Source organism: Mesorhizobium sp. M1396, from assembly GCF_040317725.1.
Taxonomy (GTDB): domain Bacteria; phylum Pseudomonadota; class Alphaproteobacteria; order Rhizobiales; family Rhizobiaceae; genus Mesorhizobium.
Genome location: NZ_JAMYLA010000016.1, coordinates 62,148 through 86,658 on the forward strand (window position 1 = coordinate 62,148; position 24,511 = coordinate 86,658).

Consider the following 24,511-nt stretch of genomic DNA (forward strand, 5'->3'; position numbering starts at 1 on the left):
TAAGATCGCCGTTATTTGAAATCGGGACCCGCAGTCGATATGTGTCCCGATGTCCGCGCTTCGCGCCGGATTTCGACTGAGGGGACTTCCTTGTTCAAGCGCATACTTCGTATCTTTCTTATCGTTCTGGTTCTGGCCGTGCTCGTCGTCGTGGTCGGCGGCATCGTCGGCTTCAACTTCCTGCGCGACAACGGCATCAAGCAATATTTCGCATCGATGAAGCCGCCGGCGGCAACCGTTTCGACGACCATCGCCAAGCCGTCGACCTGGACGCCGGGCGTCGAGGCGATCGGTACGGTCAAGGCGGTGCGCGGTGTCGACCTGACGGTTGAGACCACCGGCATCGTCAAAAACATCCTTTTCCACGCCAACCAGAAGGTGGCGGACAATGCCGTTCTGTTGCAGCTCGACGACGCCGTCGAGCGCGCCGATCTGGACGCCCAGAAGGCGCAGGCCGCGCTCGACCAGACATCGCTGGCCCGCGCCATCGAACTGACCAAGCGTGGCGTCGGCTCCGATTCGACGCTGGACACGGCGCGTGCGGCGGCCTCGGCCTCGGCGTCCCAGGTTACCAAGCTGCAGGCCGTGCTCGATCAGAAGCAGCTGGCGGCGCCTTTCGGCGGCACGGTGGGCATTCCCAAGATCGATATCGGCCAGTACCTGGCCCCCGGCACCGCCGTGGTGACGCTGCAGGACCTCGACACGATGCGGGTCGATTTCTCGGTTCCCGAACAGCAACTCCCCTTGCTCAAGATCGGCCAGACGGTTCGGTTGGGCTTCGGCGGTGAGGACAGGCCGTTTGCCGGCGCCATTCGCGGCATCGACCCGAAGATCGACTCGTCCAGCCGGCTGGTGAACATCAGGGCGGAGGTCGCCAATCCCGACGGCAAGCTGACCCCTGGCCAGTTTGTGCAGGTGCGTGTCGAACTGCCCGAAGAGCAGAACGTGCTGACGCTGCCGCAAACGGCACTGACGACCAGCCTCTATGGCGACTACATATTTGTGGTGCGGCCGGCGAAGCCCGCCGAGGCGGCCCCGGCGCAGGCAGACAAGCCGGAAGAAAAACCCGCGGCGCCGGCAGCCGACAAATCGGCGGACGCCAAGCCCGCGGACACGAAGCGGGCCGATGCCGCGAAGCCCGCGGCTGACGCAGCCAAGCCTGCCGCCGATGCGGCAAAGCCGGCGGACAAGGCTGCCGATCCGGCCAAGCCAGCGGCGGAAGGTGACAAGCCCGCGCTGGTGCTGTCGCAGGTGTTCGTCAAGCCAGGCCGGCACAATCAAGGCATGGTCGAGATCGTCGAGGGTCTGAAGGCTGGCGACGAGGTCGTCACCGCCGGTCAGAACCGCCTCTTCAACGGCATGTCCGTCGTTGTGGACAACACCATCGACCCGACCAAATCGGCGAACAAGCAGGCCGACCGGCAATGAGCGTTTCCGATCTCTTCATTCGCCGGCCTGTCCTCTCGACGGCCCTTGCTTGCATGATCCTGCTCTTGGGTTTCCAGGGCATCTTCAACCTGTCGATCCGGCAGTATCCGAAGGTCGACGAAACGGCGATCACCATCACGACGGCCTATCCAGGCGCCAGCGCCGATCTGATCCAGGGCTTCATTTCCGCCCCGATCGCCCGCGCCGTCGCCTCGACCGAGAACATCGACTACGTCACCTCGTCCAGCCGCCCGTCCTCCAGCACCGTTACGGTGCAGATGAAGCTCGGCTCCAACCCTGACGTCGCGCTGACCGAAGTGCTGTCCAAGGTCCAGGGCGTGCGCGGCACCTTGCCGGACGCCTCCAAGGACCCTGTCATCGTCAAGGGCACCGGCCAGCAGTTCGCGATGATGTACATCTCGATGCAGAATCCGAACATGACGAAGGAGCAGCTGACGGAGTACATCGAGCGCGTCATCAGGCCACGCATGTCGACGGTCGAAGGCGTCGCCGACGTGCAGATCTTCGGCGCCCAGGAATACTCGATGCGCGTCTGGATCGATCCGATCAAGCTTGCCGCGCGCGGCGTGACGGCCTCCGAACTGCTGACGGCGATCAACAATTCCAACTTCCTGTCGGCGCCCGGCACCACCCAGAACGAGTATGTCGTCTCATCGATCACCGTGCGCTCGACATTGCAGACGCCGGAGGCGTTCGCCGAGCTGCCGCTGCGCTCGACCGACGGCAATGTGGTGCGGCTGCGCGACGTGGCTCGCGTCGAACTCGGCGCCGAGAACACCGATACCAGGGTCAGTTTCAACGGCAAGCCCGGCACCTTCCTCGCCATCTTCCCGACGCCGGCAGCCAATCCGCTGACCACGGCGGCGGCGCTCACCAAGCTGGTGCCGGAGATTCAGGAGACTCTGCCGAAGGGCATGACGATCGAGGTCGTCTACGACGCGACCGAGCAGATCAGCGCCTCGATCGAAGAGGTGTTCAAGACCATCGCCGAGGCGGTTGCCATCGTCGTCGTCGTCATCCTTTTGTTCCTTGGCTCCTTCCGTTCGGTGATGATGCCGATCGTCACCATCCCGCTGTCGTTGATCGGCGTCTGTTTCCTTTTGTTTGCGATCGGCTATTCGATCAACCTTTTGTCGCTGCTGGCCATGGTGCTGGCGATCGGCCTGGTCGTCGATGACGCCATCGTGGTGGTGGAGAACATCCATCGTCACATGGAAGAAGACCACATGTCACCGATGCAGGCTGCGTTCAGCGGTATGCGCGAAATAGCGTCAGCCATCGTTGCCATGACCATGACGCTGGCAGCTGTGTTCGCGCCGCTGGCCTTCACCGGCGGCCTGACCGGCGCGCTGTTCCGTGAATTCGCGGTCACGCTCGCCGGCTCGGTGGTGCTGTCGGGCGTCATCGCCATCACCATCACTCCGATGATGTCGGCACGCCTCCTGAAATCCGGCACGCCGGGCCGTTTCCAGCGCATTGTCGACGGCACCTTCGCACGCGTCGAACATGTCTATGGACGGGCCGTCTCCGGCTCGCTCAACTATCGCCCATTGACGCTGATCATCGTGCTTGCGCTTGCCGGCGTGACCGGTTTCATGTTCACCAAGACCTCAACCGAGCTGGCGCCGGAAGAAGATCAGGGCTTTCTGCTCTCGATTGTGACAGGACCACGTTATGCGACGTCCGATTACACCGAGACATACGTCAATCAGATCCTCGGTCTGGTGAAGGATATTCCCGAGACACGGGCGCAGTTCTCGGCCGTTGCCTTCGGCGGCACGACAAACAGCGCCTTCGTCGGCTATGCCTTCAAGGATTGGGCGGAACGCAAGCGCAATTCGAAGGAACTGCAGGCCGAAATTACGGCCCGTATCGCCAAAGTCGCCGGCGTCGAGGCCTTCGTCTTCGCACCGCCGACGCTGCCGGGCTCCGGCGGCGGCCTGCCGATTTCCATGGTGGTGCGATCGACCGGCGCTTCCTCGGAAGTGTACGAGGTGGCCGAGCAGATCAAGAAAAAGGCGCAAGCCTCCGGCCGCTTCATCGTCGTGCAGAATTCCATGGCCTATGACGCACCGGAAGTGACGGTGACCATCGACCGTGACCGCGCCGCGGCGCTGAACCTGCCGATCGCCGATATCGGCCGCACGCTGACACTGCTGGTCGGCGGCGCCGAAGTGGCGCAGTTCGACCGCGACTCCAACAGCTACGACATCATCCCGCAGGTGCCGCAGGAATTTCGCGACAACCCCGACAAGCTCGGCGAATACTTCGTGCGCAGCGTAACGGGCGAGATGGTGCCGCTGTCGGCGGTGGTCAAGATTTCGACCAATGCGGCGCCGGCGGCAATCGAGCAGTTCAACCAGTTGAATTCATCGACGATTTCAGCGCTTCCGTTGCCCGGCGTCACCACTGGCGACGGGCTGAAAGCGCTGGAGGACATCGCCAGGGAGAGCCTGCCCGACGCCTTCTTCCTCGACTATTCCGGCCAGTCCCGACAGGAAAAGGAACAGGGCAACACCATCCTGATCGCTTTCGCGGCGGCCGTTGTCGTGATCTACCTGGTTCTGGCGGCGCAGTTTGAAAGCTTCCGCGACCCGCTGATCATCATGATGGCGGTGCCGCTGTCGATCTTCGGCGCGATCGTGCCGCTCAATCTGGGCCTCGGCACGCTCAATATCTATACGCAGGTCGGCCTGATCACGCTGATCGGCCTGATCACAAAACACGGCATCCTGCTTGTCGAGTTCGCCAACCAGCAGCGCGAAATCCATGGCATGCGGCGGCGCGACGCCATCATCGCCTCGGCCAAGGTACGCCTGCGGCCGATCCTGATGACGACAGCGGCGATGGCGCTTGGCGTTGTGCCGCTGATCACGTCCAGCGGCGCCGGTGCCGCGGCCCGCTACTCGATGGGCCTGGTGATCTTCACCGGCATACTGGTCGGCACCATGTTCACGCTCTTCGTCGTGCCCATGTTCTACACCTTCATCGCCAGCAAGGACCTGCCTCATCTGGCCGAGAAACCGGATCCCAAGCTGATGCCGGCACTGCCGAGCTAATTGCACAAAAAAATATCTGGAAATAAAAAGAGGCCGGATTTTTCCGGCCTCTTTTTCTGACGGTCGCTCCACGGCTTCGGCACAATGGGCCGAAGGCAGCGACCCCGTCAGGCTACTTGACGATGACGATGCTGGTGTTGGTCGCCCCGAAGGTTTCGACGAGCTGGTAGAAATCGGCGGCGTTGTCGGGATGCAGCCGCACGCAGCCATGCGAAGCCGGCTGGCCGAGACGCTTGATCGCGTAGGTCGCATGCACCGCGTAGCCGCCGCTGAAGAAGACCGAGTGCGGCATCGGGGCGTTGTCGTATTTCTTCGAGTACCACATCTCATGCATGCGGGTCGGCTTGAACGAGCCGGTCGGCGTCACATGGGCCCGGTCGCCGGTGGAAACCTTCCAGGCGAAGGTCGGGCGGCCGTCGACCGAGACTTCCATGATCTGCTGTGAAAGCGAAACGCGCGCCACGATCTTGTTGGCGGCGTGCGCGGCGCCCGAACCAAACAGCAGTGCGGCACCCGTCAAGGCGGCTGCGGTGATGTTGATGAGCTTGGCGGCAATGGCGGTATGCATGATGATGTTCCCCTCTCTCTGCCGGTCCAGCCGGCTCCAATTCGATGGCCGCTTATCCCAACGTCATGTTTCGAGCAGATTTCGCAAAACACTCGTTTGTGTTTCGAATCTGTTTCCACTGGTTAACAAATGCAGCCCTTCCTAGAACCCAATAGGAGCGGTTCCGTAACCCGGCGGGCTAGGCCGAAATCGGAAACATGGGTATCCGCCTCTAAACGAAAGTGCGAATTATCACTATACGAAGAAAATCCGACAATCTCGAAACCGAATTGCAACAAAGCGCGGCTTCGAGCGGCATGATCCGGAAACGCGCCGCAAGCAAGGTTGACGCAACGAAAACAGCCGGTAACGAAACATGGGAACGAAATCGAACGCGCTGTCCTGGCTTCTCAGGATCAGCATCGCGGCAACTGTCATCGGTGGCGTCGGCACGGTTGCCGGCACCCCATTGGCAAGGCTCGGCGCGATGACTTCAGGCGAGATTTCGACACTGCATGCCGCACTGTTTTTCGCCTCGGTCTGGATTGTCTCCAGCCTGCGCATCGCCCGGCTCAAGGCCCTCTGGCGGGTCGGCCTTAGGCTGACGGGTTTGCGCGGCCCCTCCGGCAACTTGCTGCCGAGAGGACCGAAGGCCCGCGCCGAGACGGGGGGTTCCGTGGGCGGCGCGGGCACTTCGGGGGTGTCCTGAAGCGACCCGCAACACGTTCATTTCTAAAGAATTGCCATTTTGGAGAACTGCTGCGATGAAAACGAAATTTGCCGCTTCGGTGCTGTCGGCACTGCTCTACGCGCAGGGCCTGCTCGGCTTTGCCGGCCTTGTCACCGTGCTGCTCAGGGACCGCGCCCATGCCAGCGAGATCACCATGGGCGGTGACATGCCGGTGGGCCCATCACTTCTGCTGGTACGCTGAGCGCCAGGAGCATCGGACCCAGAGATGGAAAAGCCGATGCCCAACAAAAGAGACCGCGTCAGCGTCCGGCAATCAGTCGGCGAATTGCCGCGGCGGATCGAAGCGGTAGCCGGCGCCGCGTATGGTGGTGATGGTTTCGGTGTCGAGCTTGCGGCGCAGCCGCACGATGCGCGAATCGATCGAGCGATCGAAGGCGTCGGCGTTTTCCGCCGGTGCGGCGGCGATGATATCGTCGCGCGTCAGCACCTTGCGCGGACTGGCCAGGAACAGCCTAAGCAGCGCCACCTGGCCCGGCGAGAGCTGTTCCTCCGTGCCGGAGCGATGCATGACCATGGCCGACCTCAGATCGACGGTCGCGTTCTCCAGCACGATCAGTTCCTGGATGCCCCTGCCGCGTCGCGAAAGCAGGCCGCCAACACGGGCAGCCAGCTCCCTGACATTGAGCGGGCTCTCGACGACGTCGGCCGCACCAAGCTCCAGCGCCAGCACCTTGTCGACGAGATCGGCCGGCCGGCAGATCAGGATGAAATCCGGCCCGCCCTCGCCGCCCCCGCCTTGGCCGCCATAACGCCGGAGCAGGTCCCGCCCCTCCGCCTGGCTGAGACTGTCGCCGACGACGACGACATCGATGCCCTTTCCCGACAGCAGCGATTCGGCCTCCCAGGGCTGGCGCGCCTGATGCACATCATGGCCGCGCCGCTCAAGATGGTCGGCGAGCTCGGTCGCGACCACTTCGGCAACGGAAACAAGCGCGATGATCGATCGTGCGGCCATGTTTTCTAAACCGTTCCCTGGCAACCGGATATGAGTGCTGGACATGATGTTTATACCCAATCTACTTTCCACTGAAAGTGGGAGCGAAAACATCGTGCGGGCAAGAATTGTCATCGTCGAGGATGAGCCCGATTTGAGGGACGCGGTCGCCGAATATCTTGGCGCCGCCGGCTATGACGTGGTCACGGCTGAAAGCGCCGCCGCCGCACGCAGCCTCGTTGAAACGCAGTCGTTCCATCTCGCCATCCTCGACATCGCCATGCCCGGCGAGGACGGCCTCTCGCTCGGCCGCTGGCTGCGCTCGAAACTGCCGATCGGCATCATCTTCGCGACCGCCGCCGGCACCGCGCTCGACCGCATCGTCGGGCTGGAACTCGGTGCCGACGACTACATCGTCAAGCCCTACGAATTGCGCGAAGTGCTGGCGAGGGTCCGCAGCGTGTTGCGCCGGGTTCCCCAGCCGCAGGAGCTTCAGGACAAGAAGGCCAGGACGGATCGCCGTGCCGTTGCCTTCGGCCCTTTCCAGGCCGATCTCGACGGCAGGCTGGTCACCGGCGCCAATGGCGCGGTGATCGACATGGCCAAGAGCGAATTCGACGTGCTGGAGGTTTTCCTGACTCGCGCCAACCGGCTGCTGACCCGCGCCGCGATCTCCGAGGCGATCGGCTTCACCGAAGACCCGGAATCGTCGCGCGCGGTCGACATTCGCATCATGCGGCTGCGCAAGAAGATCGAGACCGACCCGGCCAACCCGAAATTCCTGCGCACGGTGCGCGGCGAGGGCTATATCTTCTCGCTGCCGACTGGCGACGGCAACTGAGCAGCGAGGCCAGAGGGGTTAGGATTCGCAGCAATTGCTCGCCGATCGAATTGGCACGACTCCAGAATGACGGCACAAGATGAACGCTGAGGCAGCAAGCACGGATATGCAAGGGTTCAGGCAGGGCGCGGCGATGGCGGCCGTGCGTGTCGTTCGCCGGCTGCGTGAGGCCGGCGACTGGCAGCGCGAGATGGACGGCATCCTGGAAACGCTCTGCCGGGCCATGGATTGCCAGCGCGGCATCCTGTTTCGCTTGCGCGAGCTGCCCGGCCAGGGTTTCGCCCAATCCGTCGCCGCCTACTGGATCGACCCTCTTTTCGGCGGCGAACTGGCGTCGCCGACCGTCATCATGCAGTCGGTCGTCAATTCGGATCCGCTGCTGGAGCGGCTGGCCGAGGACGAACGGCAAGGCAAGATCTTCGCTGGCCATACGCGCGATCTCGAAGGCTTTCTGAGGACCGACTTCGAAAAGCAGAACATCAAGTCGTTCCTGTCGGTGTCGGTCTTCGCGCATGGCCATCTGTGGGGCACGCTGGCGGTCAATGACTGCGTCAACGAGCGCGAGTGGACCGACGAGGAAGAAGCGACGCTGCACATCATCGCGCTCGCCATCGGCGACGCCATCGAGCACTCGCCCTCCGAAGCCCATGCCAGCGAGGTCATTCGCCGCACCATGCTGCAGGCCTCGCTCGACGCCATCGTCGTCATCGATGAGACCGGCTCGATCATCGAATTCAATCCGGCCGCCGAGAAGATGTTCGGCTTCCAGCGCAGCGACATCCTCGGCAAGGACCTGCTCGATACCATCGTGCCGATCTACTACCGAAAGGGCTATGCTTCGGGGGCCGAATACATGTCCGGCCGCGGCGCGCCGATGGTCGGCCAACGGCTCGAGACGGTGACCCAGAACGCCGCCGGCGAAGTGTTCCCGATCGAACTGACGGCGACCGAGATGCGGGTCGCGGACCGTCGCCTGATCTTCGGCTCCATCCGCGACCTGCGCGACAAATTGCGCGCCGAGGAGGAGATCGGCCGTCAGCGCGAGAAGTTGCATCAGAACGAGAAGATGGCGGCGATGGGTTCGTTGCTGGCCGGCGTCTCGCACGAGTTGAACAACCCGCTGGCCGTCGTGGTGGCGCAATCGACGCTGCTGCACGAATTCGCCTCCGATCCGCAGACCAAGGTGCGCGCCGAGAAAGTGCGCGCGGCCGCCGAGCGCTGCGGCCGCATCGTCAAGAGCTTCCTGTCGATGGTCCGGCTTCATCCGGCGGCGCAAGCCGAGACCGACCTCAACCAGGTGATCCGGGCGGCACTGGAAGTGACCGCCTATGGCGCGCGCTCCAGCGGCATCATCATCGACACCGACTTCGCCGCCGGTCCGCTGCTGGCCATGGCCGACGCCGACCACGTGACGCAGGTGGCGGCCAACTTCCTCATCAACAGCCAACACGCCTTGGCCGGCATTGCCGGCGACCGGCTGATCAAGGTGCGGACGTTCCGCAGCGACCGGGGTCACCCCTGCTTCTCGGTCGAAGACAATGGGCCCGGCGTGCCGGAAGCGATCCGCGGCCGCATCTTCGAATCCTATTTCACCACCAAGCCGGTCGGCGTCGGCACCGGCATCGGCCTGTCGATCTCGAAATCGATCATCGAGCGGCACAATGGCAATGTCTGGTTCGAGGAAGCGATGCCGAGGGGGGCGCGTTTCGTCGTCCAGCTGCCCGCCATTGTAGCCGGCCTCGCCACTGTTGGCGACAACCAGCCGCGATCGAGCGGCCTGCGCCATGCCCTGATCATCGACGACGAGCCGGATGTCGCCGGCTCGCTCTCCGACATTCTCGAATTGATGGGCATCAAGTCGCGGATCGCTCCGGTCTGGGAATCGGGCGCGGCCACCTTGGGCGGCCACATGCCGCCCGACATCGTCTTTTCGGACCTGCGCATGCCCGGCATCAGCGGCATATCGATCTATCGCGAGCTGCTCGCCGAAAAGCCTGACCTGGCGCGGCGTTTCGTGCTGGTCACCGGCGATCTGATCGGCGCGAAGGCCGAAATCGAGGCCCTGCCGGCGCAGCAGCGGCCGCAGATCCTGGAAAAGCCGTTCAGTACGCTGGATGTGCGCAGTGTGCTGTCAGCCATCGCCGAACAGGCGGCCTTGAAAGGATGAAAAAGGAGGCCCCCGGGGGCGGGGGCCGAAGAAGAGCGCGCCTGGAGGGAGCGCTCGGGGAGTTCAGAGCATGATCCCAAAGTGGGAACCGGTTCGGGATCATGCTTCGACGGAAATCAGAAAATGTTCGGCGTGCCGGTCAACGGCGCGGCGTTGGCGATCATGCGTATCGCACGGGTCTTGTGCGCTCCGGACTGCTCGGCGATGGCGCGCAGGCAATCGATGCTCTCGGCACCCCAGGCCTGGCCCTTGCAGGCGAAGTCGGTCACCGGCATCGGCAGACGCGCGGTCCTGCTCGTCGTCTGCGCGCCGTCGATGAGGTTGGCCGGCGGATTCAACGAAGCGAAGGCCGGCCCGATTGTCGGCGTGAACGCCATGCCGACGAAGGCGCAAGCAGCCAGCACCATGAACATCGCCATGGGGTGGTCGCTGGCCCGCTGGCGCAGCGCCAGTTTCGGACGGCGGTCATTGCGCTCTGGAGCCTGAAGGCGGCACTCGCCGCGGATCGTCTGGATTTTCGCATGCATTGCCTTCCCCTTCGCTGAGTTTCTGTTTGGTGATGAAACGAACTTAGCCGCGCTTTGTAACAAGGCAACGGTGGCGCATGACCGACAATGTAACGAGTTGGAAACAGTATTTCGGGCAGAATCGGGCAAAAGCGGGCGCGCTGATGCGTTCTTCATCCCGACAGCGACTCTCGACCGATTCCGCCGACTGTGCTGATCCGAATGCCTGTGAAATCAGCGAACCGGCCGGAGAATAGCGAAGCCATTTTCGCCCTTGGGAAAGCGCCTTGTCCTGCGCCCCTTCGCTTCCGAAGTCGGGGCGGTACAGTGTCCCCTGAAACCCCGACTAGCACCCGGATTCTCCGGGATTTTCCGGGCCGACAGCTGAGCGGATTTCGGCTCCGGACGAGATGAAAATTCCACCACGGAGACCGTCGAGTTTTCACAAGCCATTGCATTTCAATGAGAAATATGCTCTTATTGAACAAGTATTCAATAAAAAGAAGAGACGTTTTATGAACCCGCACCTCCGTGACGTGGCGATCCCCAACGATTGGGACCGGCGGGGACTCCCGGGCTGGAGTTACCATTCCGATGCCCTTCTCGAGCTTGAGAAGGAGCATGTTTTCCGCAATCACTGGCAGATCGTCGGACACGTTTCGGACGTGCCTGACGCTGGCGACTATCTAACCATGGACGTTGTCGGTGAACGCGCCTTGATCGTGCGCGGCAAGGATGGCGTCGTGCGCGGCTTCAACAACATGTGCCGCCACCGGGGCAGCCGCGTCGTCGCCGACAGCCAGGGCAATTGCAAGAACGCGCTGGTGTGCCCGTTCCATGGCTGGGTCTACAATCTGGACGGCACGCTGCGCGGTGCCGCGCGCCCGCGCTCCTTCCCCGATCTCGACAAGACCGAGTTCGGCTTGATGCCGCTCGATCTGGAGGTCTGGATGGGCTTTATCTTCATCCGCTTCCGCAATGGCGGGCCGCAGGCCTCGGTCGCCGAACTGATGAAGCCGATCGAACCCGAATTCGCGCATTACAACGCCGCCGACATGGTGCCCTCCTGGGGCATCTGGAGCCAGAAGACCCCGGTCAACTGGAAGTCGGTGCGCGATGTCGACAATGAGGGCTATCACGTCGCCATGGCGCATCCCGCCTTGCAGGATCTTTATGGCGCGACCTATTTCGACGAGCCCTTCATCAACGGCGTCTCGCGCTCATTCGCCACCTACAACCCGCATGCCGGCCGGCGCTGGAGCGTCAAGAACTACGTCGAGATCGCGCCCGAGCCGGCGCATCTGCCCGACTATCTGAAGAAGGCCTGGGTCTATTACGGCATCTTCCCCAATGCGGTCATTTCGGTGATGCCGGAATCGGTACAGTTCTATCAGGAATTTCCACTGTCGACGGGTGAGACGCTGCTGCGCGGCGCCATCTACCGCTACCGCGACGAAAGCCGCGAGCAGGCCGCCGCCCGCTACCTCTCCTTCCGCATCGACCGCGACACCATGTCGGAAGATGTGCAACTGTCGGTGTGGTCGAACGAATCCATGCTGTCCGAAGCCTTCGAGGGTTTCTATCTCTCGGACCTCGAATACGGCGTGCGCACCCACCACGACCACCTGCGCAAGATGCTGCCGGTGCTCGGCCTGGAGACCGCGCCCGAGGAGAAGGACATGTGGAACTTGAACGACGCGCTGAGGTCGCGGTCGTAGACGACGTTGGTGGTTGGCGAAATCGCCGATGAGAGCGCCCCTCTCCCGGTTCTACGGGAGAGGATGCCGGCTGGCAGGTGAGGGGCAGCGCCGAACTTGCGAAATTGTCGCCTCGACAGACGACTGCTTTGCAGCGGATGCGGCCAATCGCCAACGCAGCCCCTCATCCGCCTGTCGGCACCGTAGAACGGGGAGAAGGGAGTTACCCCCGCCACACGCCTTCTTTCCTCAGATCATCCATCGTTCGTGAAATGCCCTCGCGCAGAATGCCGATCATGTCGTCGATCTGCTCGCGCGTGATGACCAGCGGCGGCGACATCACGCACATGTTGATCAGCGGCCGGACCAGCAGGCCGAGCTCATGGCAATGGGCGTCGATGCGTTTTCCCACATCCTTGTCGAGCTGCAGCGGGTCCTTGCTTTCGCGGTCCGCCACGCATTCGACGCAGCCCATCAGTCCGAGGCCTCGCACCTCGCCGACCAGTGGCAGATCTTCCAGCGTCTTCAGCTGCGCCTGGAAATAAGGCGCGACCTCCCGCGTGTGGGCAAGCACGCCCTCTTCCAGCAGATCGAGGTTCTTCAACGCCACGGCGCAGCCGACGGGATGACTGGTGTAGGTCAGGCCGTGACCGAACATCGCATCGGGATGGTTCGACCGGCGCAGCTCTTCCAGCAGCCGCTCCGAGATGATGACGCCGCCGAGCGGGAAATAGCCCGAGGTGACGCCCTTGGCGAAGGTGATCATGTCCGGATCGATGCCGAACATTTCGCCCGAGGCAAAGACGTGACCGAGCCGGCCGAAGGCCGTCACCACCTCGTCGCAGACATAGAGAATGTCGTTGTCACGGCAGATCTCGCGGATGCGCTTGAGATAGCCATCGGGCGGCACCACGACGCCGCCGGATGCCTGTACCGGTTCGCCGACGAAAGCACCGATCCGTTCAGCGCCGACACGGGCGATGGTGTCGCGGAACTGATCAACGAGGAAATCGGCGAAGGCGGCAAGGCTCATGCCGTGCGGACGACGGAACGGATCGGGCGACGACAGCTTGATGACCAGTTCGCCGGCACCGTCCATCCAGTCGCGGTCGCGGGGGCGGCCGTTGAGCGAGGCCGACAGATAGGTCGAGCCGTGATAGGCGCCGCCGCGGCTCAGGATCAGCTTCTTTTCCGGCCGGCCACGCACATTGTTGTAGAACTGCATGAAGCGCAGCGCCGTTTCGACCGCGGAAGAGCCGCCGGTGGTGTAGAAGACGTGGCTGAGGTCGCCCGGCGCGTGGCCGGCGATGCGCATGGCAAGCTCCGCCGACGGCGCGTTCATCGTGTACCACGGCGTGTTGTAGGACAGCGCCATCGCCTGGTCGTACATCACCTTGGCGAGCTCCTCGCGGCGGTGACCGACATTGACGCACCACATGCCGGCTGGCCCGTCGATCAGCCGCTTGCCGGTGCTGTCGGTGATGTAGATGCCGTCGCCCTCGCCGATCAGCGCGCGAGCCTCGGTGCCGACCGAACCGGCGAACGGCCAAGGCTGGACGAGATGGCGCTTGGCCAGTTCGACGGCATGGTCGCCGGGCTCCCCGCCGGCCATCTCGGTCGCCTTCAGGTCTCTTGCCGCAGCCATCATCGCCTCACATTGCTTCACAGAATTCATCGGTCATGAAATGAGATGCCAAGCATCGGAAACAGCGGCTTTCGTCACTTCATTTTGAATGTCCGTTCAATCAATATTTCAGAATTGGCGCTTGATTTCAATCCAAGGATGCGCGCATGATGAAAGAAAGCCGGCAAGGGGAACAAGCAGCCGGCGCCAGCACAATGGGATGCCGCATGGCGGGACAGTCCAGGCCAGCAACCGAGATCGCACCTGGGGCCCTGCCCCCCGGAGCCTGGCAATGACGGCGGCCGCGGAAGGGTCGCCCCCGTTGCGCATGACGCGGGCCAGACGAAATGCCCTTCTGCAGTCCGAACCCGTACAGGGCCTCGCTCTGATCAGCCCGACCTTCATCTACGCACTCATTCTTCTGGTCCTGCCGATCCTGGTGGTCATCGCGCATTCCTTCTGGACGCAGCACTACCTGACCATCGACCGCACCTTCACGCTGGAAAACTACCGCGTCGCGCTGACCGAGCCGATCTACCGTGATCTGTTGTGGCGCTCGCTCTACATCTCGCTGACGGTCAGCCTGCTCACAGTCCTTTTGGCCTATCCGATCGCCTACTTCATCTCGTTCCATGGCGGCCACCACAAGAGCCTTTGGCTGTTCCTCATCACCATCCCGTTCTGGACCAGCTATCTGCTGCGCGTGATGTCGTGGAAGGTCATCCTCGGCTACAACGGCGTCCTCAATTCCGGCCTGATGGGTCTTGGCATCATCGACGAGCCGTCGACAGCCCTGCTCTACAATTCGAGCGCCGTCATCATCACGCTCACCCATGCCTGGGCGGCCTTCGCCATCCTGCCGATCTTCGTCTCGCTGGAAAAAGTCGACCGCACGCTGGTCGAGGCGGCCACCGATCTCGGCGACGGCCCGCTGCGCTCGTTCCTGCGCGTGACCTTGCCGCTGTCGGCGCCAGGCGTCATCTCCGCGGCGCTGATCGTGATGATCCCGACCGTCGGCGACTACGTCACGCCGAAGCTTGTCGGCGGCAAGGACGGCGTCATGATCGCCAACGCCATCCAGGCGCAGTTCGGCAAGGCGTCCAACTGGCCGCTGGGTGCCGCCCTTTCCGTCACCACCATGCTGATCGTGACGCTGATGGCGGGCGCCACGGTGCTGATCATCCGTGCCGTCCAGAGGCTGGCTCGATGAGTGCAGTGCGGCGCTTCCTGTCCGGCGGCTGGCTGGCCGTCTATGCGTTTCTCTACGTCGTGTTCCTCTATCTGCCAGTCATTTTCCTGCCGATCTTCTCGGTCAACACGGCGGCGACACCAAAATTTCCGCTCACCGGCTTCACCTTGCATTGGTATGAGGACCTGCCGCGCACGCCGGCACTGCTCGACGCCACCTGGAACAGCCTGATCGTCGGGATGTCGGCAGCGGTCTTGTCCACTGTGCTCGGCATCCTCGCCGCCCGTTCGATCACCCGCTACCGCTATCCCGGCCGTCGCACCATCAACGGCCTGATCATGGCGCCGCTGGTGCTGCCGGAAGTCATCGTCGCCATCTCGATGCTGCTGGTGATGCTGCAGCTTGGTTTGAGCCTGTCGCTGTTCACCGTCGTGCTCGGCCATGTGCTGGTCTGCATTCCCTATTCGATGACGGTGCTGACCTCCGGCTTCGAAGGCTTCGACCGCAGCCTGGAGGAAGCCTCCGCCGACCTCGGCGAGAGCGCCTTCGGCACCTTCCGGCGGGTAACGCTGCCGATGGTGGCGCCTGCCATCATCTCCAGCCTGCTTGTCTGCTTCACCATCTCGCTCGACGAGTTCATCATCGCCTTCTTCCTCACCGGCACCGAGGCGACGCTGCCGATCTACATCTGGGGGCAATTGCGCTTCGCGGCCAAGCTGCCGGGCGTGCTGGCGCTGGGCACACTGTTGCTGGTTGCCTCTTTCCTGTTGATGACCGTCGCCGAAACCCTGCGTCGCCGCACGGCCAGACGCACCCGGAACGAGGGAGGCCTCTATGCCTGAGCAGCCCCAAATCTTGCGCCCCCAATCCGACCGATCCATGATCGAGATCAAGAGCGTCACCCGCAGCTACGGGGCGTTCAAGGCGCTCGATGACGCCTCCTTGACCATCAGGGAAGGCGAGTTCTTCTCATTGCTCGGCCCGTCCGGCTGCGGCAAGACCACGCTGCTGCGCATGATCGCCGGCTTCGACAATCCGACCAGCGGCTCGATCTCGGTCGGCGGTCAGCCGATGGAAGGCATCCCGGCCAATCGTCGGCCAACCAACATGGTGTTCCAGAGCTACGCGATCTTCCCGCATCTCAATGTCGAGCAGAACGTCGCCTATGGGCTGAAGCGGCTGAAGCTGCAGGGTGGCGAGGAAAAGCGCCGGGTCGAGGAGGCGCTGGCGCAGGTCTCGCTGACCGGCTTCGGCAAGCGCCTGGCGACAGAACTTTCCGGCGGCCAGCGACAGCGCGTCGCGCTCGCGCGCGCTCTGGTCATGCGGCCCAAGGTGCTGCTGCTCGATGAGCCATTGTCGGCGCTGGACAAGAAACTGCGCGAGCAGATGCAGGTCGAACTGCGCCGCCTGCAGCAGGCGGTCGGCATCACCTTCGTGCTCGTTACCCACGACCAGTGTGAAGCGCTCGCCATGTCCGACCGCATCGCCGTGATGTTCGGCGGCCGGATCGCGCAGGTCGCCTCGCCCAAGGAGATCTACCAGCGGCCGGTCACCCGCCAGGTCGCCGACTTCCTCGGCGGCATGAATTTCGTCAAGGCTCGGATTGTCGAGGAGAACGGCGCGTCGCTGGTCGTCGACACGCTTGGCTTCGGCCGGATCAAGACCGACAAGCCCAAGGCTTTTGTCCGCAATGGCGGCGGCGCCACGCTCGGCATCAGGCCGGAGCGCCTACGCGTGCTGTGGGACAATGCGACAGCGAAGTTCGAGGTTGCCGGCAAGGTGGTCGAACGCCACTATTTCGGCGAGATCACCCATCTGATCGTCGAGATACCGGGACTGGAAAAGCCGCTATCGGTGACCGAAACCAACGATTTCGGTGCCGATGACATCCCGGTCGGGACCTCGATCCGCCTCGCCTACGATCCCGAGGCTTTGGTGGCGATGGCCGATTGAAGCTCGGCGATGATTCTTCGCGCGGCAATGCGCCCGGCAACGATCGCGCCTTCGACATAGCCGGGAAACGACGGCGACAGTTCCGACGACGCAAAATAAACCGGCGGCGCGCCGGCCAGGATAGTACGCTCGGCGTCGGTCGCATCCATGTCGACGATGAGGTCGCTGTAGCCGCCAACGCTGCCTTCGTCGTCGAACCAGTATCGGACGGCAAAGCCGAGCCATTTCGCAGCCTCTTGACCGAGAGCCGCAACGAGACGCGCCGCAATTCTGGTGCGGAGGCCTTCCTGCCCAAAGCCGCGCCATTCGATGGCGGACGGACCGCCAATGAAAACCACCAGCGCCGGATGATCGTCATCCTTGCTGGCGTCGCAGGCAAACAAACCTGGCTGGTCGCGCCACATCACCATGCCGCTCAAGCCCTTGGCTCGCCAGAAGGCGGTGGGATAGCGCACCAGCATCTTGATCACCGTACCGCTCCGCCAGACACCGAGTGCTTTCTCCAGGGCCGCCGGCAGTGGCGGCGAATAGTCGATCCTCGACGCCATGACTGGCGGCACGGCGACGAGCAGACAACGAGCCTCTATCGAACCCGCGCCGGCATGGACTGACACGCCATTTGCGCCTTGCTCGATGCGCGTGACATGCGCGCCGAGCCGCACCCGGACGCCCAGATCTTGAGCCAAATCCTCCGCCAGCGAATGCATCGTCTCCGCGAGAAAATATTGCAGCTCCGACACCTCGTTGGTGATACGGCGATCATTGTCGATGTGGTGCCAAAGCGGCAGCTTCTCCAGTGCCTGGCACCACAGACCTTCGATCATCGAGCGAAAGGCTGCCTTGGCGTCCTTGGGGTCGCCCTGGCGATCGAGCCAGGCGGCGACTGACAAGCCGGCGATATCAGGGTCATCAGGCGCGATCGCATTCATGCGATCGCGGATCGCCATCGAGCCGACATAGGTTTGTGCCGCCTCCCCCGCGGACATCACCGGCTGGGCGATAAATTCGCCGTCGACATAGGTTTCGACCAGCGTCTTGCCGTGCTCCTCGACCAACGCCATCAGCGCCGGCATATCCTCGCACAGGAACTGACCACCGCTGTCGACACGCTCGCCGTCGCCGATCTCCATGGACTCGACCCGCCCGCCGACGCGGTCGCCCGCTTCGAGCAACAGAAAATCTATGCCGGCTGCCTTCAGCTCAAGCGCCGCCGACAGGCCGGTGAAGCCGGCGCCGACGATGACGACATCGGTTCTTTCCTGTTCGCTCTTCAATAGCCGGCCTTGATCTTCTCGAACTCGGCGACCATGCGCTGCTTGAGCTCCGGCGCCACAGGCTGCTGAAACAGCGTCTTGTCGAGAAACTTGTCGAGATTGTCGAAGCCGCGCTCGGCCAGCACCTTGTGGTCGATCGCTGCCATGCCGGCGCCGTTGCCATGGCCGTAGCCGAAGGTCTTGACCAGGTAGTCCGACACGTCGGGTGCGTTGACGGCGCTCAGGAATTCATAGGCTTCGTCGAGCTTGCCAAGGGCGTCCTTCATCAGCACATAACCGCACACCCAGGTCGAAATGCCTTCCTTGGTGTCGCGGTTCATGGCGATCGGCATCCCTTGCCCTTTTAGCGTCACGAAGGTCTCCTTCCAGCCCCAGACGAGATCGACCTCATTGCCGATAAACGCCTGGTTGAGGTCGGTGTCGTCGGTCCAGTAGAAGCGGATATTCTTGTGCACATCGCGCAGGAAGGCGGATGCCTCTTGGAACTGCGCATCGGTCATCTTGGTCCAGTCCTTGAGGCCTATCACCAGGCTTGCCAGCGCGTAGGCGTCATCGACATTGTCGCCGATGGTGACGCGGCCCTTGAACTTGGGATCGGCGAAGACCTTCAGCGACTGGGCCTGTTCTGTCGTCACCTTGTCGGTGCGGTAGAGCAGCGAGGTGTTGCCCCAGTCGAACGGCACGAACCAGGCCTTGCCGTCGGCGGTGACGGCGAGATCCTTCATCGCCATGATGCCGGGATTGAGATCCTTCCAGCCTGATATCCTGGACGTGTCGAGCGGCTGCAACATGCCGGCCTCGCGCCATTTGACCACGCTTTGCGAACAGGGATGGGCGATGTCGGCCTTGAAGCCGGCGCGCATCTTCTCGAACGCTTCATCCTCGTCGCCGAAGAAGGCGAAGGTCGGCTCGGCGCCATATTTGGCGGTGTAGGCCGGATGCAGCAACGGATCTTCATAGCCCGACCAGTCGAACACCACGAGGTCGCCGCCGCCCTCGGCGAAGGCATGGACCACGCCGACGCCGATCATGCATGCGGCGGCAAGGGCAAGGCGGCGTAGCATCGATTTCATGGCTGAGAATTCCCCCGGTCGCGAAAACGTCACCGCAAAGTTAGGAGAATTCCCAGACTTTTGCGAGCCGTCTGCCGCTCGATCGACGCGCAGGCGGGACACCCAGAAAGGGGCTAGTAACCGGCTTTGATCTTCTCGAACTCGGCGATCATCTTGAGCTTGAGGTCCGACGGCACCGGCGATTGGAACAGCGTCTTGTCGACGAATTTCTGCACATCGTCATAGCCCTTTTCCTTCAGCACCGCCTGGTCGACGCCGGCCATGCCCTTGGCGTTGGCCTGGCCATAGCCCCAATCCTTGACCAGCACCTTGGCCGTCTCCGGATCGTTGACCGCGTTCAGATAATCATAGGCTTTGTCGACGTTTCCGGGCACGTCCTTGAACAGCACATAGCCGCAGACCCAGGTCGAGATGCCTTCGTCGGTGTCCTTCTTCGCCATGATGGGCACGCCGGCTGCCACCGACTGCACGGTTGCGTCATTCCAGGCCCAGGCGAGGTCGACCTCGCCGCCGCTCAACAGCTGAACGACATCGGTGGTGTCGGTCCAGTAGGAGCGGACGTTCTTGTGCACCTGGCGCAGGAAATCCGACGCCTGCTTGAACTGCTCGTCGGTCATCTTGGTCCAGTCCCCGAGGCCGATGGCGAGGCTGGCCAGCGCATAGGCGTCGTCGACATTGTCGCCGATCGACACCTTGCCCTTGAATTTGGGATCGGCAAAAGCCTTCAGCGATTGCACGTCCTTGGCGTCGATCTTGGAGGTATTGTAGGTGAGCTGGGTATTGCCCCAGTCCCAGGGCATGAACCACGCCTTGCCATCCGGCGTGGTGGCAAGATCCTTCATCGCCATGATGCCGGGATTGAGATCTCTCCAGCCCGTGATCTTCGACGTGTCGAGCGGCTGGAGCAGGCCCGCTTCGCGCCATTTGACCACGCTCTGCGAGCAGGGATGGCCGAGATCGGCCTTGAAGCCGGAGCGCACCTTTTCGAACGCCTCGTCCTCGTCGCCGAAGAAGGCGAAGGTCGGCGAGTCGCCGTTCTTCTCGACATATTTCGGATGGAAGCTGGGGTCCTCGTAGCCGGACCAGTCGAACACGATCAGGTCCTTGTCGGCTGCGACCGCAAGTGCCGCGGCCGATGCGGCCAGCGTTCCAGCCAGCGCCAAGGTCAATGTCAGCCGTTGAGCCAATGTCTTCATTGCTGTTCCATCCTCCGTGTTCTGATTTTCTTATGGTTTCGTCGCGTCCTTCAGCGGGTAGTGTTTCGGGAATGCCGCCGACAGGAATTCATTGGCCGCCTGCAAGGCGGTCTCGCGGGTAGTGTCCTCGGTCCCCATCATCAGCCGCAGCCACAGCCCTTCGAGCATGGCGCTGAGCGCCAGGGCCATGACCTGCGGCTCATAGGCATAGTCGCCGCTCTGCTTGAGTGTCACGCACAGGTCGATGAAGATGGTCTGATAGACGGCGTCGCGGGCGCTGCTCAGCGCCTGATAGGTCGGCCGCGACTTGGCCTCGCCCCAGAACGCGCACCATGCGGCCAGCTTGCGCTTGTTACAGATCGAACGGTCGAAATCGGCGGAGACCAGAGCGTGAAGCTGATGGGCGGGGTCATCGCCTGCCTTCTGCAAGGCATTGCGCCAATGCGCCGAGTACTCATCATACATATGCTGCAAGGTCGCGATCAGCAGCTTTTCCTTGCTCTCGAAATGGAAATTGACGATGCCGCGCGACAGGCCGGCGCCGTCGGCGACATCGGCCATCGTCGTTTCCGAATAGCCGCGCTTGGCCAGGGAATCGATTGTCGCTTCGATGAGCTGAAGCTGCCTGACCTCCTTCGAGGCCTTGCGTCCGCGCTTTTCAGCCTCGCTTTTCCGCACCGAATCAAGGAGGGCTTCCCTGGCGACTGCTGTCTTCATGGGTCCGATGGTCTCCAGCATCGCCGGCTATCCAACCGGCTTTCGACCGCGAAGATGAGTGGGACGGTGCTCACCACTGTCAAGCATCTTCTGCATCGCTTCCCAGGTTCGTATGTTGTTGTCGACATAGGCTGCGGCCGCTATCTGCCGTTTCGATCATCGGATGTCGTCCTCGTCAGCCGATTTCAGAACTTTAGAACGCCGGCAAAGCGTAACGCATGGCAGCGAAAACGCAATATCATTTGTTGAACATTCATTCAGTACGGCTGGACAGAATGGCTACCCTCGTGCCAAATTCCGCGCATTCGGGAACAGATCACGCAAAAATGAGCGCGGGTCGCACACGAGAACTGGGCCAAAATGAAAGCTTGGGATGCGATCATCATCGGCGGCGGACATAACGGCCTCGTCAACGCCTGCTACCTGCAGCGCGCGGGCCTCGACGTGCTGGTGGTCGAGAAGAACGACTGGGTCGGCGGCGCCGCCACCAGCAGGGAACTGACGCCGGGCTTCCTCTACTCCAACTGCTCCTATGTCTGTTCGCTGTTCCGGCCGGAGATCATGCGCGACCTCGAACTGCCGCGCTTCGGCCTGCAGGTCATCTCCTACGAGGGCGGCGCGGTGTTCACTCGCGACGGCGACTATCTCGCCAACTACCGAGACCACGACGCGCACCGGCGCGAGTTCGCCCGCTTTTCCAAGCGCGATGCCGAAGCCTACGACCGCTACGCCCGCGACGTGACGCGACAGTGCCGCTTTATCCAGCCGCTGTTGATGCGCACTGCCCCCGATCCGACCAGCCTGCGGCCCCGCGACATCGGAGAACTGCTCTATCTCGGCAAGAAATTCGCCGGTCTGTCGACTGAGGAAATGGCGCTGACGCTGCGCTTCTGGACCATGTCGATCTCCGAGTTTCTCGACGAGTATTTCGAGACCGATGTCATCAAGGCGAACTTCGCTTTGTCTGGCATCATCGGAACCGCACTCGGGCCGATGTCACCGGGCACGGCTTACGTGCTGCTGCACCACTATATGGGCGAGGTCGACGGTTCTGTCGGCGCCTGGGGCTATGCGCGCGGCGGCATGGGCGCGGTGACCAAGGCACTGGCCGCGTCGTTCAAGGCGTCCGGCGGAACCATCCGCACCGGCGCCGAGGTCGACCATGTGCTCGTCCAGCGCGGCAAGGCCAGGGGCGTCGTGCTGGCCGGCGGCGAGGAGATTTACGGCAAGCTCGTCGTCTCCAACGCCGACGTCAAGCGCACCTTCCTGAAACTGGTCGAGGAAAAGGAACTGCCCGACATTTTCCTGCGCCGGGTCAGGAACTTCAAGATCCGCGGTTCCTCCGGCAAGGTCAACATCGCGCTCGATTCGCTGCCGGAATTCCCGGCGCTGCCGAAGGACTCGCCGGTCTATCGCGGTGACATGCATTTCACCGATTCGATGGAGCGCATGGAGCGCGCCTATGACGACTGGAAGGACGGCCGCTGGTCGGCCGATCCGTTCCTCGACATGGTCATCCCGACGACACTCGACCCAACCATGGCGCCGCCCGGCAAGCATTTCATGAGCTGCTTCGTGCAATACGCGCCGCCAAAGGTGAACGGCCGCGAATGGACAGATGCCGACCGCGACGGTTTCGCCGAAAGCGTGATTTCGCAGATCGCTGAATACTCGCCTGGCTTTCGCGACCGCATCGTCCACATGGAGGTGCGTACGCCGCGCGAGATCGAAGCGGAAGTCGGCCTCACCGAGGGCAACATCTTCCAGGGCGAACTGACCTTCGACCAGCTGCTGTTCAACCGGCCGGTGCCGGGCTACGCGCAATACCGTTCGCCGCTCAGTGGGCTCTATATGTGCGGCTCCTCGACCCATCCCGGCGGCGGCGTCATGGGCGCGCCCGGCCGCAATGCAGCGGCGGAAATCCTGCGCGATCTTGCCAAATCGACCTCCCACATGAGCCCGGCCCATGACGTCATTTGATGCAATCGTCATTGGCGGTGGCCACAACGGCCTCATCGCCGCTGCCACGCTGGCGAAAGCCGGCCGCAAGGTGCTCGTGCTGGAAGCTGGAAGCGAGGTCGGCGGCGCCGCACGCACCGAGGAATTCGCACCGGGCTTTCGGGTCTCTTCGATCGCCCATCTGCTGAACCGGCTGCATCCCGATGTGGTGAAGACGCTGGAGCTGGAAAGGCACGGGCTGCGGGTCGCCCGCACCGACTTCATGCCGTCGGTGGCGCTGTCGAAGGACGGCCCGTCGCTTGCCCTGCATGGCGCCTATGGCGAGGTGCTGACCGGCGCCAGTCCCTCCCAGCAATCGGCCTGGAAGGACCTGCGCGCGCAGCTGCTGCGCTATGCCGGCATATTGAAACCGTTCCTCTCCCGCCGGCCGCCCGATCTCGCCGGCATGTCGCTGATCGAGACCGCTTCACTCGGCCAGACCGCGCTGGCGCTGAAGAAGCTCGGCAAGGAAGACATGCGCGACTTCCTGCGCGTGCTGCTGATGAACGTCGCCGATCTGCTCGACGAGCAGCTTGCCGATATCAGGCTGAAGGGCCTGCTCGCCTTCGATGCGACGCTTGGCAGCCATCTCGGCCCGCGCTCGCCGACCTCGTCGCTCGGCCTTTACTATCGCCTCGCCGGCGAGGCCGGCGGTACAGCCGGCGCGCAGGTCCTGCCGGAAGGTGCCATGGGCGCGGTTATCGTCGCCATCCGTGCCTCGGCGGAGAAGGCTGGCGTCGAAATCCGCACATCGGCGCCCGTAGCAAAAATCATCGTCGAGAAAGGTCGCGCCGTCGGTGTCGCGCTCGACAATGGCGAGGTGCTGCGCGCGAGAACGATCATCTCCGCCATCAATCCGGCCACCACCTTCCTCGACCTTGTCGGACCGCGCGAGATCGACACCGGCTTCGTCCGCAAGGTGAAGAACATCCGCATGAAGGGCGATGCGGCCAAGCTCAATCTGGCACTCGACCGGCCGCCGGAATTCAGCGGCGTCGATGCCGCCGGCCACAAGGGCCGGCTGGTTATCGCCCCCTCGCCCGATCACGTCGAGCGCGCCTTCAATCCCTGCAAATATGGCGAGTTCTCGCCCGAGCCGGTGATGGAGATCACGCTACCCAGCGTGGCTGACCCATCGCTCGCGCCCAACGGCGCCTGCGTGCTGTCCGCGGTGGTGCAATATGCGCCCTATGCGCTGAAGGAGGGCTGGGCTGCCGGCAAGCCGAAATTCCTCAAGGCGATCATGACGCAGCTCGAGTCTCACGCGCCTGGTATCGGCAAGAGCGTGGTCCATGCCGAGCTTCTGACGCCGGCCGACATCGAGACGCGCTACCGCATGCCGGGCGGCCACTGGCATCACGGCGAATTGCAGGCCGATCAGATGCTGGTCTCGCGCCCCGTGTCCGGCTGGTCCGGCTACGATACGCCGGTCGAAGGGCTGTTCCTGGCTGGCGCCGGCTCGCATCCCGGCGGCGGCGTTTCCGGCGCTCCTGGCCTCAACGCCGCGCGGCGAATCATTGCGATGAAGGGATAGGC

21 protein-coding genes are annotated in these 24,511 nt (G+C 63.0%); 13 read left to right on the forward strand and 8 right to left on the reverse strand.

Features of this window, described 5'->3' with window-relative positions:
- Positions 1 to 90: 90 nt before the first annotated feature.
- Together NKH02_RS12965 and NKH02_RS12970 are read left to right on the forward strand one after the other, a co-directional pair.
- Positions 91 to 1,428, forward strand: coding sequence for an efflux RND transporter periplasmic adaptor subunit (locus NKH02_RS12965; RefSeq protein WP_352879178.1), 1,338 nt, complete (start codon positions 91 to 93; stop codon positions 1,426 to 1,428).
- The gene (locus NKH02_RS12970; RefSeq protein WP_352879180.1) at positions 1,425 to 4,508 is read left to right on the forward strand and encodes an efflux RND transporter permease subunit; all 3,084 of its coding nucleotides are present in this window, start codon (positions 1,425 to 1,427) and stop codon (positions 4,506 to 4,508) included. The genes NKH02_RS12965 and NKH02_RS12970 overlap by 4 nt, the downstream gene beginning before the upstream one ends.
- A 112-nt stretch (positions 4,509 to 4,620) precedes the next feature.
- Here the strand turns inward: NKH02_RS12970 and NKH02_RS12975 are convergent, their stop codons facing one another.
- A complete protein-coding gene (locus NKH02_RS12975; RefSeq protein ID WP_352870692.1) occupies positions 4,621 to 5,076 on the reverse strand; it encodes a L,D-transpeptidase in 456 nt (151 codons plus the stop codon).
- 355 nt (positions 5,077 to 5,431) lie between these two features.
- Here NKH02_RS12975 and NKH02_RS12980 point away from each other — a divergent pair, with 355 nt between their 5' ends.
- Together NKH02_RS12980 and NKH02_RS12985 are read left to right on the forward strand one after the other, a co-directional pair.
- Positions 5,432 to 5,764, forward strand: coding sequence for a hypothetical protein (locus NKH02_RS12980; RefSeq protein ID WP_352879182.1), 333 nt, complete (start codon positions 5,432 to 5,434; stop codon positions 5,762 to 5,764).
- 55 nt (positions 5,765 to 5,819) lie between these two features.
- Positions 5,820 to 5,987 carry a hypothetical protein gene (locus NKH02_RS12985; protein WP_352879183.1) on the forward strand — a complete coding sequence of 56 codons (168 nt, stop codon included), beginning with the start codon at positions 5,820 to 5,822 and terminating at the stop codon, positions 5,985 to 5,987.
- A gap of 72 nt (positions 5,988 to 6,059) precedes the next feature.
- On the opposite strand, the gene NKH02_RS12990 is transcribed toward NKH02_RS12985, so the two are convergent.
- The gene (locus tag NKH02_RS12990) at positions 6,060 to 6,761 is read right to left on the reverse strand and encodes a winged helix-turn-helix domain-containing protein (protein ID WP_352870689.1); all 702 of its coding nucleotides are present in this window, start codon (positions 6,759 to 6,761) and stop codon (positions 6,060 to 6,062) included.
- A gap of 46 nt (positions 6,762 to 6,807) precedes the next feature.
- Here NKH02_RS12990 and NKH02_RS12995 point away from each other — a divergent pair, with 46 nt between their 5' ends.
- Both NKH02_RS12995 and NKH02_RS13000 read left to right on the forward strand, forming a co-directional pair.
- Positions 6,808 to 7,581 carry a response regulator gene (locus tag NKH02_RS12995; protein ID WP_352879262.1) on the forward strand — a complete coding sequence of 258 codons (774 nt, stop codon included), beginning with the start codon at positions 6,808 to 6,810 and terminating at the stop codon, positions 7,579 to 7,581.
- Between the two features lie 79 nt (positions 7,582 to 7,660).
- Positions 7,661 to 9,748: an ATP-binding protein gene (locus NKH02_RS13000; RefSeq protein ID WP_352879185.1), complete on the forward strand. Its 2,088-nt coding sequence runs from the start codon at positions 7,661 to 7,663 to the stop codon at positions 9,746 to 9,748.
- A gap of 116 nt (positions 9,749 to 9,864) precedes the next feature.
- Here the strand turns inward: NKH02_RS13000 and NKH02_RS13005 are convergent, their stop codons facing one another.
- Complete coding sequence (locus tag NKH02_RS13005) at positions 9,865 to 10,275, reverse strand: hypothetical protein (RefSeq protein WP_352879187.1); 411 nt, start codon at positions 10,273 to 10,275, stop codon at positions 9,865 to 9,867.
- A gap of 77 nt (positions 10,276 to 10,352) precedes the next feature.
- Here NKH02_RS13005 and NKH02_RS13010 point away from each other — a divergent pair, with 77 nt between their 5' ends.
- Positions 10,353 to 10,511 carry a hypothetical protein gene (locus NKH02_RS13010; RefSeq protein WP_352879189.1) on the forward strand — a complete coding sequence of 53 codons (159 nt, stop codon included), beginning with the start codon at positions 10,353 to 10,355 and terminating at the stop codon, positions 10,509 to 10,511.
- 258 nt (positions 10,512 to 10,769) lie between these two features.
- Entirely contained in the window at positions 10,770 to 11,972 is a 1,203-nt protein-coding gene (locus NKH02_RS13015; RefSeq protein WP_352879191.1) for an aromatic ring-hydroxylating oxygenase subunit alpha, read from the forward strand.
- 202 nt (positions 11,973 to 12,174) lie between these two features.
- On the opposite strand, the gene NKH02_RS13020 is transcribed toward NKH02_RS13015, so the two are convergent.
- Positions 12,175 to 13,596, reverse strand: a complete 1,422-nt coding sequence (locus tag NKH02_RS13020; RefSeq protein ID WP_352879193.1) for an aminotransferase — start codon at positions 13,594 to 13,596, stop codon at positions 12,175 to 12,177.
- A 271-nt stretch (positions 13,597 to 13,867) separates the two neighbouring features.
- Here NKH02_RS13020 and NKH02_RS13025 point away from each other — a divergent pair, with 271 nt between their 5' ends.
- From NKH02_RS13025 to NKH02_RS13035, 3 genes are read left to right on the forward strand one after another with little or no spacing between them, the layout of a single operon-like run.
- Positions 13,868 to 14,785 (forward strand): ABC transporter permease, encoded by a 918-nt coding sequence (locus NKH02_RS13025; RefSeq protein ID WP_352879195.1) that lies wholly within the window; start codon positions 13,868 to 13,870, stop codon positions 14,783 to 14,785.
- Entirely contained in the window at positions 14,782 to 15,606 is an 825-nt protein-coding gene (locus tag NKH02_RS13030; protein WP_352879197.1) for an ABC transporter permease, read from the forward strand. Before NKH02_RS13025 ends, NKH02_RS13030 begins: the two co-directional genes overlap by 4 nt.
- A 37-nt stretch (positions 15,607 to 15,643) precedes the next feature.
- Positions 15,644 to 16,717, forward strand: a complete 1,074-nt coding sequence (locus tag NKH02_RS13035) for an ABC transporter ATP-binding protein (protein WP_352879199.1) — start codon at positions 15,644 to 15,646, stop codon at positions 16,715 to 16,717.
- Here NKH02_RS13035 and NKH02_RS13040 read toward each other — a convergent pair.
- From NKH02_RS13040 to betI, 4 genes are all read right to left on the reverse strand, one after another.
- Positions 16,681 to 17,991 (reverse strand): flavin monoamine oxidase family protein, encoded by a 1,311-nt coding sequence (locus tag NKH02_RS13040; protein WP_352879201.1) that lies wholly within the window; start codon positions 17,989 to 17,991, stop codon positions 16,681 to 16,683. The two genes, NKH02_RS13035 and NKH02_RS13040, sit on opposite strands and share 37 nt — an antisense overlap.
- Positions 17,988 to 19,064, reverse strand: a complete 1,077-nt coding sequence (locus NKH02_RS13045; protein WP_352879202.1) for an extracellular solute-binding protein — start codon at positions 19,062 to 19,064, stop codon at positions 17,988 to 17,990. The genes NKH02_RS13040 and NKH02_RS13045 overlap by 4 nt, the downstream gene beginning before the upstream one ends.
- Positions 19,065 to 19,177: 113 nt before the next feature.
- Positions 19,178 to 20,260 carry an ABC transporter substrate-binding protein gene (locus NKH02_RS13050; RefSeq protein ID WP_352879204.1) on the reverse strand — a complete coding sequence of 361 codons (1,083 nt, stop codon included), beginning with the start codon at positions 20,258 to 20,260 and terminating at the stop codon, positions 19,178 to 19,180.
- A gap of 30 nt (positions 20,261 to 20,290) precedes the next feature.
- Positions 20,291 to 20,998 (reverse strand): transcriptional regulator BetI, encoded by a 708-nt coding sequence (gene betI, locus NKH02_RS13055; protein WP_352871842.1) that lies wholly within the window; start codon positions 20,996 to 20,998, stop codon positions 20,291 to 20,293.
- Positions 20,999 to 21,337: 339 nt separating this feature from the next.
- Between betI and NKH02_RS13060 the strand changes: the two genes are divergently transcribed.
- Both NKH02_RS13060 and NKH02_RS13065 read left to right on the forward strand, forming a co-directional pair.
- The gene (locus tag NKH02_RS13060) at positions 21,338 to 22,957 is read left to right on the forward strand and encodes a phytoene desaturase family protein (RefSeq protein ID WP_352879206.1); all 1,620 of its coding nucleotides are present in this window, start codon (positions 21,338 to 21,340) and stop codon (positions 22,955 to 22,957) included.
- Positions 22,944 to 24,509, forward strand: coding sequence for a phytoene desaturase family protein (locus tag NKH02_RS13065; protein WP_352879208.1), 1,566 nt, complete (start codon positions 22,944 to 22,946; stop codon positions 24,507 to 24,509). The genes NKH02_RS13060 and NKH02_RS13065 overlap by 14 nt, the downstream gene beginning before the upstream one ends.
- The last annotated feature ends 2 nt before the right edge of the window (positions 24,510 to 24,511 follow it).